The following is a 12,660-nucleotide window of genomic DNA, read 5'->3' on the forward strand; positions in this document are numbered from 1 at the left end:
ATGGAAATAGCAGTATTAGGATTGGGATGTTTTTGGGGACCAGAAATTAAGTTTAGTAAACTTGAGGGAGTTATTAAAACTGAAGTTGGCTATTGTGGAGGTGACAGCAAAACAGTCACTTACAAAGAGATATGTACTGGTAATACAAATCATGCAGAAGTTGTTAAGTTAGATTTTGATCCTAAAATTATCTCTTATGAAAAGATTTTAGATTTCTTCTTTGAAATTCATGACCCTACAACCTTAAATTCACAAGGACCTGATTTTGGGACGCAATATAGAAGTGAAATATTTTACCTAAGTGACAGACAAAAAGAAATTGCTGAGAGTGTTATAAAAAAAGTAAATTTAAAATTATCAGGAAATGTTGTTACAAAAACTTCTTTATTAAAAAATTATTGCCCAGCAGAAGAATACCATCAGAGATATTTGGAAAAAAGATAATATGTCTTTAGTTGACACAAATTGGTTAGAAGAAAATTTAGATAAAGTAAAAATTATTGATTGCTCATGGCACATGCCTCAGACAGAACGTAATGGTTTTGATGAATATAAAAACAATCATATTAAAAATGCAATTTTTTTTGATTTAGATAAAAACTCTAAAAAAGATACTGATCTACCTCATATGTTAACAGATGCTAAGTCATGGGAAAATATTGTGTCAAGCATGGGAATTGAAAATGATGATCAAATAGTTATCTATGATAATTCAGATATAATTAGTTCGTGTAGATGTTGGTATAATTTTATCTATTTTGGTCACAATCCAGAATTAGTCCATGTATTAGATGGTGGATTAAAAAAATGGATTAAGGAAGATAAAGTAACCACTAGTGATATAATTAAGATTATTCCCTCTAACTATATTGCAAATGAAAAAAAAGAGTTAGTAAAAGATATAAACCAAATTAACAAAAATATTTTAGAAAACAATTTTAATATTATTGATGCAAGAAGTTTAGAAAGATTTGAGGGTAAAATTCCTGAGCCAAGAAAAGGATTGCGAAGTGGCTCTATCAAAAAATCTTTTTGTCTACCCTTCTCTGAACTTATAAATCAAGATCATACATTTATTAGTAAAAAAAAGATTCATGAAAAGTTTAAATCAACAGGATATGAGATGGGCAAAAACATTGTATTTACATGTGGTTCTGGTGTTACCGCTTCAGTTTTGGCTCTTGCTTATTCCTTAATAGATAATAAATATATGCCTACTATTTACGACGGATCATGGAGTGAATATGGAAAAAATTAAAATATGAAAAGATCTACAAAAATCGGAACTGCAATCCTTGTCTTCTTTTTAATTATTACAATAGTAATTGTTGGAAGAACAATGATAGGAAATCATTTTAAAAAAAAATTTAGCAAAAGACCTCCTCCAGGAATAATAGTAACTGAAGTTGTAGCAAAAAATTTCTCTCAAAAAGTTTCAACTTATGGAACAGCAATTCCTTTTAGAACTAAATCATACAAAATTGAAAAATATGAAATAGTTAACCCAATAGAATTCAATAGAAAATTGAAAAAAGGTGATTTAATAACAAAATTAAAAACTAGAAATTTAATAGCATCTTTTGATGGAGTGGTGACTAAAAGGGATTTTTCAAATGATATTAAAGTTTCTGAAAGTTCACTTTTAATACAACTAGAAGATACTTCGATAATTTATGTAGATGTAGATATTCCTGAGCTTTACGCAAGTTTTATTAGAGAAAATTTAAATGTTGATGTTAAATTTTCAGGTAATAGTAAAAAAATTTATTCAGGTGTTGTTGACTCAACAGCTGGCAGGATTGATGTGGATACAAGATCATTAGCTATAAGAATAAAATTAGAAAATGATAATTTTGAAATTTTACCAGGTTCTCTTTTGGAGATTATTGTTAAATATAATGAGAGAAATTCCATGAGTATTCCAGATACAAGTTTAATCATGGAAGGTAACAAAACTTATGTTTATAAAGTTGCAGAAGATAATGTGACTAATAAAGCTGAAATTGTTATTGGAATAAGAGACTCTGGTTTTATTGAAGTAGTTTCAGGTTTAGCTAATGGAGATAATATTGTAGCTGAGGGTTTAAAAAAAGTTAGACCAAGAGGCAAAATTAAACCAATTAAAAAATAATGTTTATAACTGACGTAAGTATAAGAAGACCAGTTGTTGCTTGGGTAATGTCTCTTATATTAATTGTTTTTGGAATATTTGTTTTTTCACAATTGCCAGTAAGAGAACTGCCTGAGGGCTTACAACCACCTGTAGTTCAAGTTAAAGTAGACTACAAATCTGCATCAGCTCCTATAATTGATCAGGAAGTAACACAAGTAATAGAAGATGTAATAGGTGGAGTAGAAGGAATAAAAAATATTAACTCAACATCAGAAAATGGGAGCAGTTCAATTAATGTTGAATTTAATCCTGATATAGACCTAGATAATGCTGCTAATGATATAAGAGAAAGAGTTGCAAGAGTTGTCGATAGATTGCCAAGTGAAGCAGCAGCACCTCAAATTCTCAAACAATCAGCAGGATTTTCAACCACTATGTGGCTGGCTGTATCTTCTGCAACCTGGAGTGATTTAGAGCTTGGAGATTATGTCGAGAGATATTTGGTAGATCAGTTCTCAAGTGTTAAGAACGTAGGAACTATTAGAACCGGTGGTTTAAGAGATCTAAGTGTAAGAGTTTGGATTGATCCTATTAAACTTGCTGCAAACAATTTAACTATTCAAGAAGTTGAGGGAGCTTTAAGAAAAGAAAATGTAAGTCTGCCAGCAGGAACATTAGAAGCTACCAACATAGATTTGATACTAAATTTAGATAAGTCATATAACGATATAGAAAAATTAAAAACATTACCTATTAAAAAAAACATAAATAATGTCGTAAGACTTTCGGATATTGCCAATATCGAGTTTGGCCCAGTTTCAGAAAAAAATCTTTTTAAGGCCCAAAGTAAAGATGCCTTGAATTTAAAGACAGTTGGAATTGGTATTTACGCAAAAAGTGGCGCTTCAACTGTAGAGCTTTCTAAAGAAATAAATAAAAAAATAGATGAGGTTAAAAAAACATTACCAGATGATTTAAATATAGAAGTAGCTTTTAACAGGGCAACATATGTGGGCACTGCTATCGATGAAGTATACAAAACTTTAATCATCGCTTTTATTCTTGTGGTTATAATTATTTATTTATTCTTAGGTAATATAAAAGCTGTAATTGTACCAGCAGTTGCACTACCTGTAAGCTTAATAGCATCGTTTTTGGGTCTTTATTTGTTTGGTTTATCAATAAACATATTTGTCTTATTAAGTTTTATTTTAGCAATTGGAATAATTACTGACGACTCAGTCATAATGACAGATGCAATTTATAGAAGAATTGAAAATGGAGAGAACCCATTAGTTGCAGCTTATAAAGGATCAAAACAAATCAGCTTTGCAATCATTGCAACAACTTTAATTCTAGTTGCAGTTTTTATTCCTTTAATTTTCATTGATGGAATTGCAGGAACATTATTTAGAGAAACAGCCATAGCATTATCTGTTTCTGTTGTGGTGTCTTCTTTTGTTGCTCTTACACTATCACCTATGTTAGCAAGTAAGTTTTTAAAGAAAGAGCCAAAACAAAATTTTATAGTCACTAAATTTGATAAATTTTTTAAATCATTCTTAAAATTTTATGAAGAAACATTGGGGTATTGGCTTAATAAGAAAAAAATCATAATTTCATTTATAGTCTTCACTATTATTATTTCTGGTGTTTTGTTTAATATTACAAAAAAAGAATTATTACCCTTAGAAGATAGAGGGGTTTATCTTGTTCTAGGATTTACAGATGAAGGAAGCTCTTTTGAATATACTGAAAAAAGAGCAGAAGATGTTGAAAAAAGGTTAATTCCTCTTCTTCAAGCTGAGGATAGTTCATACAAAAGATTTATAATGAGAGTGCCAGGCTTTGGTAGTAATAAAAATTCTTTTAATAGCTTTATAATAATTGCATTATTAGATGAATGGGCTGAACGAGATAAAAGTTCACAAACAATAATGAGAGAAGCAATTGGAAAAATTGTGACTGTTCCTGAAACAGTAGCTTTTCCAATATCACCTCAATCTATTAGAGTTTCTAGTTACAATAAACCTGTTCAAATGGTTATATTGGGCAGTACTTATGAGGAGTTAGAGGAAATACAGTCTAAAGTTATCAATAAATTAAGACAAAATAAAAATTTATCTAGAATAGAATCTGACTATTCTAGAGATAAACCAGAAGTTAAATTAGTAATTAACAAAAATAAGGCTAAAGATTTAAGTGTGTCTACAGACTCAATTGGCAAAACCTTAGAAACTCTTTATGGTGGAAAAACTGTAACAAAATTTAATAGACTTGGTAAAGAATACCCAATTATACTTCAACAATACTTGGCAGATAGACGATCGCAAGAAGGCCTTTCTAAAATATTTGTTAGATCTGAAAGTTCTGGTAAACTTATTTCTTTATCAAATTTAGTAGAGTTCAGTGAAATTGGATCTGCAAAAAAATTAGCAAGATATAACAGGCAGAGAGCTGTAACAATATCAGCAAATATATCAGAATCTTATACACTTACAGAAGCAATTGCATATTTAGAAGAAACAATGGAAGAAATTGGCTCCTCTAATCAAATTGCATGGAAAGGTAAATCAGAAGAAATAAAAGAAACTAGTAATGAACTATTTATTATTTTTGGATTAGCATTTCTAACTGCGTACCTAGTAATGGCTGCAACCTTTAATTCATTTATTCATCCATTTATTATTATGTTAACTGTTCCACTTGCTTTGTTTGGAGGCTTGGTCTTTATATTATTCTTGAACAGTTCTATTAATATCTTCTCACAAATAGCGCTTGTCATACTAATTGGAATATCAACTAAAAATAGTATTCTAATTGTTGATTATGCCAATCAGTTAAGAACAGCTGGAAAAAATATAGAAACATCTGTTAAGGAAGCTTGTCAATTAAGATTTAGACCCATAATGATGACGTCAATAAGCACAATGATAGCAATGATGCCTTTGGTCATAGGAAATATTGGACCAGGCGCAGGTGAAGCTTCAAGATTAGCTGTGGGTGCAACTATTCTGGGAGGAATGATTATATCAACATTCTTTACATTATATGTAACGCCAACCATGTATTTGGTATTAGCAAAGAATACGAAACGAATTGATGCTGTTGATATTGAGCTAAAAAAACAACTTCGTTAAAATATAATATATTTATTTTTATTTAATCTTTTCTGGCAATCTTGTAATTGTGATTTGTATTTATTAGATTGTTTTTCTACTTTTTTAGCTAAACCTATAACTTTCTGATTATTCTTATAATCTTTATAACCACCCCACCCTTCATGATACGCTAGATACTGTCTAAAAGCATCTTTCTTAGAAATTTTTAAAAGAGATTCTGTTTTATCGGTATACCAACCAATAAAATCTACACTGTCTTTAAATCTTGTTCTTGTTGCTAATTTATTTCCAGTTTCATTTTTATACTGCTCCCAAGTTCCCTTTACTGCTTGTGAATATCCAAATGAGCTAGAGGGTCTCTTAAATGGTATAATCTTAAATAATTTTTGCCTTGGGGGTTTAGCTAGCCAATCAAAGTCTGATTCCATCTTAATTATAGCTAGCTGAATATAAATTGGGGTTCCCCATTTTTGTTCAGTTTTTTTGGCATGTTTATACCAAAGGTATCTTTCATTAAAAATTGAACAACTATTTGAAGTGTTTTGAGGTATTGAGGAACAGCCAGCAATAAAAATAATTAATAGTATTGAAAAATGATTTCTAAGTTTTGACATTCCTAATTATAATCTTATAGATAAGTATTACTAATATTACACCCACAATATTTCCAAATAAATCACTCATCTCAAATCCACGATTTGGAATAATAATATGAAATAGTTCTAAAAAAATTGATAATAGAAATAAATAAACACTTAAAAAATTAATCTTTTTAGTATTATGAAAAGAAAGTACTCCTAAGCTTGTAAGTAAAATAAAAGCATAGAAATGGTTTGATGAAATTATAAAATCTCTGGTAATTTGAGGTTGTGTATAACGATCATTATACAAAAACCATCCAAGAATACTGCCTGGGTATAAATAAAATATTATCAATATGATATTTGAGGAATAAAACCCAATTCTAAAAAAGTTTTTTAACTTATTCATAATAATCTTATTTATTTTATTTCTTTTATCAGTTATCAGAATATATCAAATGGCTCATTTAATTTTAGTAAGACATGGTCAAAGTGAATGGAATCTTGAGAAAAGATTTACAGGCTGGGTTGATGTAGACCTTACAGGGCAAGGTAAATTAGAGGCCTGCAAGGCTGGAGAGTATATTAAGGAAACTAAAATTGATATTGATTATTTTTATTCATCATTTCAGTTAAGGGCTATCAGCACACTAAAATTTATTCAGGACACATTAAGAGATAAAAGAGAACCAGTTAAAGCCTGGCAATTAAATGAACGACATTATGGAGCTTTAACAGGGCTAAATAAAGATGAAATGAAAGAAAAGCTCGGTGAAGATAAAATACATGCTTTTAGAAGATCTTGGGATATTAAACCAGATCCATTAAGTAGAAACAATCCATATCACCCGTTAAATATAGAGGTTTATAAAAGCATTCCAAAAGAAAATATTCCTGACACCGAGTCCCTTAAAGATACCTACGAAAGAGTAATAAAATTTTATATTGATGAAATTCAAATGAAACTAAAAAATGATAAAAATATTTTAATTTCAGCTCATGGAAATTCTATAAGGGCGTTATGCAAATTTTTATTTAAATTAGATAATCAAAGGATAACATTACTCGAAATACCAACAGGCAATCCACTTTTGATAGATTTAGATTCAAAGCAAAATATTAAAGAATGCTCTTACCTAGATCAAGATAGAGCTAAGGACTTGTTAGTTTTTTAATAATTTTTTGTAAATATTGAGATCTGTTAAATGTCTAAAGTCTTCAAAACTCTCAAAACCATATAAATCGTCTTTATCAATTAATTTATTCCAAATATTTGAAATGGAAAAATTACCTACCTCATAAGAATCAAATAAACTCTTATTTAAAATTTGGCACCCTGTATAAATTAAGTGATTAAGTTCATCCTTTTTTATAATATTTTTTTTAAGATTAAAATCACCCTTCAAATTTTTGTCAAAACTCAAGTTTTCATTAGCTAATAAAAGTATATTTTTAACTTTATTTAAAAAATAAAATTTCTCCATATCTTTAATATATTTTTTATAATTCTCATTCCATACGGTGTCTGGATTAAATATCATAAAATCTGTTTCATCAGATGAATTTATTAAATTTAAAATTCCACCTCCCGTATCTAAAATATTTGAGCCATCATTTATTAATTTAATTTCTAAATTAAATTTCTTATTTTTAAGAAATTGTTCAATTTTTTCACTTAGGTAAAATGTGTTAATTAAAATCTTATCAATTCCCAAAGAATGTATTAAATTAATACAATTTTCTAATAAAGTTATTTCGTTTATCTTTAGTAGAGGTTTTGGGGTTGTCAGTGTTATTGGGTTTAAGCGTTTGCCATATCCAGCACATAAAATTAATGCAGTTTTAATCTTCATTTCTGATTTCTTATTTTTTTGGAAAAATTAAGCTCTAATAAGCTTTTGAGCTCAGAAAATTTTTTATTGTTGGAAATTCTTAATTCAATTAACTTCCAAGCATAGGGAATTAATTTCAAATATTGCTTTTTCTTATCTCTCATGGCCAATCTTGTAAATATTCCAATGATTTTCATATTTCTTAAAATGGATAATATTTCAAAATCACTTAATAACGTAGCCTTGTTAACTCTTTTTTTATTTAGTTTTAAATAATAACGATAAATTTTATTTTTAAATATTTTATCTGTTCTAAATCTAACATCATCAATTAGGGAAGCTAAATCATAAGCCCTGTTTCCAATTAAAGCATCTTGCGAGTCGATAACTCCTATTTTATTTTTATACTTCATTAAATTCGATACATGAAAATCTCTATGAACTAAAACTTTTTCTTTTGATTGAAGGTTTGTTAATAAAAACCTAATTTGTTTTTTTATATCGATTTTAAATTTAGTTAGTTTATTTTTTTTTACATATTTTTTTGCATACCATTCACAAAATAAATTTGCCTCATTGAATAATTTAACATTATCATAAATAGGAATTTTATAGGTTTTACCTTTAAAGTTTTTAGATCGATTTTGTTTAATTTTTTGAATCACTCCAAGTAAATCAATAGATTTTTTATAGAGAGTTTCTTTTTGGTTTTTATTTTTTTTTAATAAACTAAAAACTGAGTCGTCTCCAAAATCTTCAATTTCTATATAATTTTTTTTATAATTTTCGCTATAAAGTTTGGGTGCTAAAACTTTATTTTTAATTAGAAGATTATTTATTGCATCATATATTAGCAAATTTTTCTCTTTTTCCTTAGAAGCAAAAACTACGATTGATTTTTTTTTTGATGATGACTTTCTATAAAAAGATCTAAATGATGCGTCACCTTTAATTTTTTTTAATTTATCATTAGTTTGTAACATCTATTATTTATTTTTAACTCCCTTAATTGTTAAATATCTTTTATTCAAATCATCATTGTATTCAAAATGTAAATCAATTTTGGAGTCAATAGTTTCTTTTATTTTCTCAGGCCATTCAATTAATGTCACAACTTCTTCTCTATTTTCAAATAAACCAATGTTTTTTATTTCACTATAGTCAGTCAACCTGTACAAATCATAATGCTGTATTATAAAATTTCCAACATCATATTCATTTACCAAATTAAAGGTAGGACTAGTAACTTCGGTTAAATTGATTTTATTTAATTGTTGAAGATTATTAATAAGGTGTCTTATAAATGTGGTTTTGCCAACGCCTATTTCTCCATGAAAATAAGCTACATCTCCTTTTTGTAATGCTCTTGAAAAACTTTTAGCTAGCTCAGATGTTTTATCTTCTAGGGAGATATCTATTTTTTCGCTATTAGTAGCGATAAGCATCTGGTTTGAATGGTCCTTCAGTTTCAACACTTATATAGTCAGCTTGGTCTTTTGATAGTTTCGTAAGTTTAGCACCTACTTTTTTTAAGTGAAGCATTGCCACTTTTTCATCTAATGATTTTGGTAATACATAAACTTTATTTTCATAATTTTTATGATTATGCCAAAGTTCAATTTGTGCCATTACTTGATTTGTAAATGATGCACTCATTACAAAACTTGGATGCCCTGTTGCACAACCTAAATTTACCAATCTACCTTTGGCTAAAAGAATAATTCTCTTTCCATCAACTAATTCTATTTCATCAACTTCTGGTTTTACTTCTGTCCATTTATAATTTTTTAAGGCTTCTACTTGAATCTCATTATCGAAGTGTCCAATATTACAAAGGATTGCTCTATCTTTCATATTTCTCATATGATCTGCAGTAACAATATCTATATTACCTGTAGCAGTAACAACAATATCTGCCTTGCTTATAGCTTCATCCATTAAAACTACTTCATAACCTTCCATTGCTGCTTGGAGTGCACAAATTGGATCCGCTTCTGTAACCATCACTCGAGCACCACTTTGTCTTAAAGATGCAGCACTACCTTTTCCAACATCCCCAAAGCCTGCTACAATTGCAACTTTACCAGACATCATTACATCTGTGGCTCTTCTAATTCCATCTACTAAACTTTCTCTACAACCATATAGGTTATCAAATTTGGATTTTGTAACTGAGTCATTAACATTAATTGCTGGAATCATTAATGTTCCATCTTTTTCCATTTTGTTTAATGCTTTAATTCCAGTCGTTGTTTCTTCTGAAACACCTTTTACTTCCTTTAACAAATCTTTGTAATCGCTGTGCATCATTGCAGTTAAATCACCACCATCATCTAATAGCATATTTGCTTTCCAGTCTTTTTTACCTTCTATTGTTTGTCTGATGCACCATACAGCTTCCTCTTCAGTTTCACCTTTCCAAGCAAAAACTGGTATTCCTGCTTTAGCTATTGCTGCAGCAGCATGATCTTGTGTTGAAAAAATATTACAAGAAGACCATCTAACTTCTGCTCCAAGCTCTACTAAAGTTTCAATTAAAACTGCTGTTTGAATTGTCATATGAAGACATCCCAATATTCTTGCTCCTTTTAAGGGTGCTTTTCCTGAGTATTCTTCTCTTAATGCCATTAGACCAGGCATTTCACTTTCAGCTATCGAAATTTCTTTTCTTCCAAAGTCTGCTAACGATATATCTTTAACTTTAAAATCATCCATTGCTCAGTTTTATATAATAAAAACTTAATTAATCAACTTATGATTAAACTTTAGGGAAGACAATCTCAACATTTGCACCTTCTTGCGTTACATTGTTTGAGGCATTAATGGTAGCACTATGGAGTTCAACAAGGTTTTTTACTATATTTAAGCCTAAACCAGAATGCTCGCCAAAGGTGTCCGGTCTATTACTATAAAATCTATTAAATATTTTTTTTGTATCTGTTTCCTTAAATCCTTTACCTTCATCAATAACTTTAAAAATAATTTTATCTTTATCTCCTTTGTAAATTTCAACTAAGATTTTTTTGTTATCATCACTAAATGAAATTGAATTATCTAATAAATTTGCAATAATTTGTTCAATTCTATTTTCTATTCCATTAATAAAATATTCTTCTTGATCATCTTGATCATTTAACATTATTTTAATTCCTCTTTTTGCTTCATAAATATTATTAAAATCATCTACTACAGATCTTGCAATTAATTTGAGATTAATTTTTTTCATTTTTTCTTTACTTAATGCAACCTCATCTTTTAGTATTTGAGAATAATCAGTGATCAATCTTTCAATTCTTTGAACATCATGATTGAGAATACTAATTAATTTGCTTCTTTGAGATTGATCATTAGTCTCGTTCAATATTTCTGAAGCACTTTTTAATGATGTTAAGGGGTTTCTTATCTCATGAACAAGATCAGTTGAAAAATTTTCTGCATGTGAAATTCTTTTTTGAAGTTCACTTGTCATATCATCTAACGAATTTGACAAAGTTCCTAGTTCGTCATTTCTACTTTTAAGTTCATTAATATTTGTTTTTTTTTTGCTCTTTTCTTTTATAATTTTTGTATATGCTACTAAGTTCTTTATAGGTTTTAGAAAATATCTATTTAAAACAAAAGAGAATATAAATATTACTATAATTATAAATATTGCTGTTCTTAGAATAAATGTTTTTCTTTCATCAATAGCAGATTTTACATCATTAGCATTTTCTGAAATTGCTAGGTATCCAATATTAACTCCATTAAGTGTTATGTTTTTAACTGTTGTTAGTAAAAATTGATCATAGCCTTCCTGTATAAAAGTAAAGGGCTTTCCATAATCTTTTGACCACGAATAATTAGTAAGAACATCTTTGAATGAAACGGTTTTTTCTTTATTTATATTTTTTGTTTCAACAATTTTTTTGCTTTTTTCTTCGTCTAATATTTCTAGCTCGACTATATCTAGTCTACTAGAAAAGGATCTTGGGTCTAAATCTAGCGTATCAGTATCACCTACTAAATTAAATTGATTATCAAATAAGATAACTCTATCTAAGTTTTGAAATAAAAATCTTGTTGAAAATAAAAATTTTCTAATATCTTCTTCCTCAAATTTTATATTTAACCTTAAAATATGCTCAATTGTATTGTTAATTATTTGAATATGTTTGGAGGTTTTATTTTTTATTAAATTAGGTTTTGCATTGCTAATGTAAAGTGCTGTTAAAATTCCTATAATTAAAAAAATAACCAAATTAATGAATAAAAATTTCTTTAATATAGATAAATTTTTTAGAAAATTACTGAACATTAACTAACGTTCCATCTGTATCCACTACCATATCTTGTTTCTATAGCTGTAAAATCAGGATCAACTTTTTTAAATTTTTTTCTAATTCTTTTAACATGACTATCAATAGTTCTATCTTCAATATCAGTATCTTCTCGATAGGCAATGTCCATAAGCTGAGCTCTTTCTTTTATTATACCCGGTCTCTTTGCTAATTCTTTAACTATTAAAAATTCTGTAGTAGTTAGTTTATCTGGTAGTTGCTTGTTATCCCATTCACATTCAAGTTGTGAAGGGTCAAGTTTTAGCTTCCCATGTGAAATAATATTTTTTGTGTCTTCAAGATTATTGTTTATATCTTTTTTTCTAAGTTGAACTCTTATTCTTTCTATTAAAACTTTAATGGAAAAACCTCCTGACTTTTTTATAAAATCATCTGCACCCAATTTTAAGCCTAATAATTCATCTATCTCATCATCTTTTGAAGTTAAAAAAATTACAGGCAAGGAAGTTTTTTTTCTTAACTTTTTTAAAAGCTCTTCACCATCCATTTTTGGCATTTTTATATCTATAACAGCAAGGTCTGGTGGATTTCTAGTTAACCCAATTAGAGCACTTTCTCCATCAATATAAGTTTGAACTTTAAAGCCTTCTTTTTCAAGAGCTATACTTATACTTGTGAGTATATTTCTATCGTCATCAATAAGAGCTATTGTTTGAGTTTGCATATTCTACT

Annotated in this window: 13 protein-coding genes; 5 read left to right on the forward strand and 8 right to left on the reverse strand. The window is 28.3% G+C overall.

What is annotated here, in order from left to right; genetic code table 11:
• Genes msrA through AC5SLN_RS05835 form a run of 4 tightly spaced genes read left to right on the forward strand, consistent with a single transcriptional unit; the run spans position 1 to position 5,253 of the window.
• Complete coding sequence (msrA, locus tag AC5SLN_RS05820; protein WP_494593198.1) at positions 1-444, forward strand: peptide-methionine (S)-S-oxide reductase MsrA; 444 nt, start codon at positions 1-3, stop codon at positions 442-444.
• 1 nt (position 445) lies between these two features.
• The gene (locus AC5SLN_RS05825; RefSeq protein WP_494593200.1) at positions 446-1,258 is read left to right on the forward strand and encodes a rhodanese-like domain-containing protein; all 813 of its coding nucleotides are present in this window, start codon (positions 446-448) and stop codon (positions 1,256-1,258) included.
• A 3-nt stretch (positions 1,259-1,261) separates the two neighbouring features.
• Positions 1,262-2,131 carry an efflux RND transporter periplasmic adaptor subunit gene (locus tag AC5SLN_RS05830; RefSeq protein ID WP_494593201.1) on the forward strand — a complete coding sequence of 290 codons (870 nt, stop codon included), beginning with the start codon at positions 1,262-1,264 and terminating at the stop codon, positions 2,129-2,131.
• Complete coding sequence (locus AC5SLN_RS05835; RefSeq protein WP_494593203.1) at positions 2,131-5,253, forward strand: efflux RND transporter permease subunit; 3,123 nt, start codon at positions 2,131-2,133, stop codon at positions 5,251-5,253. The genes AC5SLN_RS05830 and AC5SLN_RS05835 overlap by 1 nt, the downstream gene beginning before the upstream one ends.
• Here AC5SLN_RS05835 and AC5SLN_RS05840 read toward each other — a convergent pair.
• Together AC5SLN_RS05840 and AC5SLN_RS05845 are read right to left on the reverse strand one after the other, a co-directional pair.
• Positions 5,250-5,849: a transglycosylase SLT domain-containing protein gene (locus AC5SLN_RS05840; RefSeq protein ID WP_494576661.1), complete on the reverse strand. Its 600-nt coding sequence runs from the start codon at positions 5,847-5,849 to the stop codon at positions 5,250-5,252. The two genes, AC5SLN_RS05835 and AC5SLN_RS05840, sit on opposite strands and share 4 nt — an antisense overlap.
• Positions 5,836-6,225, reverse strand: coding sequence for a VanZ family protein (locus AC5SLN_RS05845; RefSeq protein ID WP_020168861.1), 390 nt, complete (start codon positions 6,223-6,225; stop codon positions 5,836-5,838). Before AC5SLN_RS05845 ends, AC5SLN_RS05840 begins: the two co-directional genes overlap by 14 nt.
• Positions 6,226-6,274: 49 nt before the next feature.
• Between AC5SLN_RS05845 and AC5SLN_RS05850 the strand changes: the two genes are divergently transcribed.
• A complete protein-coding gene (locus AC5SLN_RS05850) occupies positions 6,275-6,991 on the forward strand; it encodes a 2,3-bisphosphoglycerate-dependent phosphoglycerate mutase (RefSeq protein WP_494593205.1) in 717 nt (238 codons plus the stop codon).
• Here the strand turns inward: AC5SLN_RS05850 and AC5SLN_RS05855 are convergent.
• Genes AC5SLN_RS05855 through AC5SLN_RS05880 form a run of 6 tightly spaced genes read right to left on the reverse strand, consistent with a single transcriptional unit; the run spans position 6,980 to position 12,652 of the window.
• On the reverse strand, positions 6,980-7,669 hold the full coding sequence (locus AC5SLN_RS05855) for a sugar phosphate nucleotidyltransferase (protein ID WP_494593207.1): 690 nt from the start codon (positions 7,667-7,669) through the stop codon (positions 6,980-6,982). The two genes, AC5SLN_RS05850 and AC5SLN_RS05855, sit on opposite strands and share 12 nt — an antisense overlap.
• Entirely contained in the window at positions 7,666-8,631 is a 966-nt protein-coding gene (locus AC5SLN_RS05860; protein WP_494593209.1) for an aminoglycoside phosphotransferase family protein, read from the reverse strand. The genes AC5SLN_RS05855 and AC5SLN_RS05860 overlap by 4 nt, the downstream gene beginning before the upstream one ends.
• Positions 8,632-8,634: 3 nt before the next feature.
• A complete protein-coding gene (gene tsaE, locus AC5SLN_RS05865) occupies positions 8,635-9,093 on the reverse strand; it encodes a tRNA (adenosine(37)-N6)-threonylcarbamoyltransferase complex ATPase subunit type 1 TsaE (protein WP_494591698.1) in 459 nt (152 codons plus the stop codon).
• Positions 9,077-10,363, reverse strand: coding sequence for an adenosylhomocysteinase (gene ahcY / locus AC5SLN_RS05870; protein WP_006997713.1), 1,287 nt, complete (start codon positions 10,361-10,363; stop codon positions 9,077-9,079). Before ahcY ends, tsaE begins: the two co-directional genes overlap by 17 nt.
• A gap of 43 nt (positions 10,364-10,406) precedes the next feature.
• A complete protein-coding gene (locus tag AC5SLN_RS05875; RefSeq protein ID WP_494593211.1) occupies positions 10,407-11,945 on the reverse strand; it encodes a sensor histidine kinase in 1,539 nt (512 codons plus the stop codon).
• Positions 11,945-12,652 carry a response regulator transcription factor gene (locus AC5SLN_RS05880; protein ID WP_006997711.1) on the reverse strand — a complete coding sequence of 236 codons (708 nt, stop codon included), beginning with the start codon at positions 12,650-12,652 and terminating at the stop codon, positions 11,945-11,947. Before AC5SLN_RS05880 ends, AC5SLN_RS05875 begins: the two co-directional genes overlap by 1 nt.
• Positions 12,653-12,660 lie beyond the last annotated feature (8 nt).

The organism is Candidatus Pelagibacter sp. PS_31 (assembly GCF_059417865.1).

Excerpts from the sequence above, each read along its gene's own strand:
- msrA (WP_494593198.1), top strand. The coding sequence starts at position 1 with ATGGAAATAGCAGTATTAGGATTGGGATGTTTTTGGGGACCAGAAATT.
- AC5SLN_RS05825 (WP_494593200.1), top strand. The coding sequence starts at position 446 with ATGTCTTTAGTTGACACAAATTGGTTAGAAGAAAATTTAGATAAAGTA.
- AC5SLN_RS05830 (WP_494593201.1), top strand. The coding sequence starts at position 1,262 with ATGAAAAGATCTACAAAAATCGGAACTGCAATCCTTGTCTTCTTTTTA.
- AC5SLN_RS05835 (WP_494593203.1), top strand. The coding sequence starts at position 2,131 with ATGTTTATAACTGACGTAAGTATAAGAAGACCAGTTGTTGCTTGGGTA.
- AC5SLN_RS05840 (WP_494576661.1), bottom strand. The coding sequence starts at position 5,849 with ATGTCAAAACTTAGAAATCATTTTTCAATACTATTAATTATTTTTATT.
- AC5SLN_RS05845 (WP_020168861.1), bottom strand. The coding sequence starts at position 6,225 with ATGAATAAGTTAAAAAACTTTTTTAGAATTGGGTTTTATTCCTCAAAT.
- AC5SLN_RS05850 (WP_494593205.1), top strand. The coding sequence starts at position 6,275 with ATGGCTCATTTAATTTTAGTAAGACATGGTCAAAGTGAATGGAATCTT.
- AC5SLN_RS05855 (WP_494593207.1), bottom strand. The coding sequence starts at position 7,669 with ATGAAGATTAAAACTGCATTAATTTTATGTGCTGGATATGGCAAACGC.
- AC5SLN_RS05860 (WP_494593209.1), bottom strand. The coding sequence starts at position 8,631 with ATGTTACAAACTAATGATAAATTAAAAAAAATTAAAGGTGACGCATCA.
- tsaE (WP_494591698.1), bottom strand. The coding sequence starts at position 9,093 with ATGCTTATCGCTACTAATAGCGAAAAAATAGATATCTCCCTAGAAGAT.
- ahcY (WP_006997713.1), bottom strand. The coding sequence starts at position 10,363 with ATGGATGATTTTAAAGTTAAAGATATATCGTTAGCAGACTTTGGAAGA.
- AC5SLN_RS05875 (WP_494593211.1), bottom strand. The coding sequence starts at position 11,945 with ATGTTCAGTAATTTTCTAAAAAATTTATCTATATTAAAGAAATTTTTA.
- AC5SLN_RS05880 (WP_006997711.1), bottom strand. The coding sequence starts at position 12,652 with ATGCAAACTCAAACAATAGCTCTTATTGATGACGATAGAAATATACTC.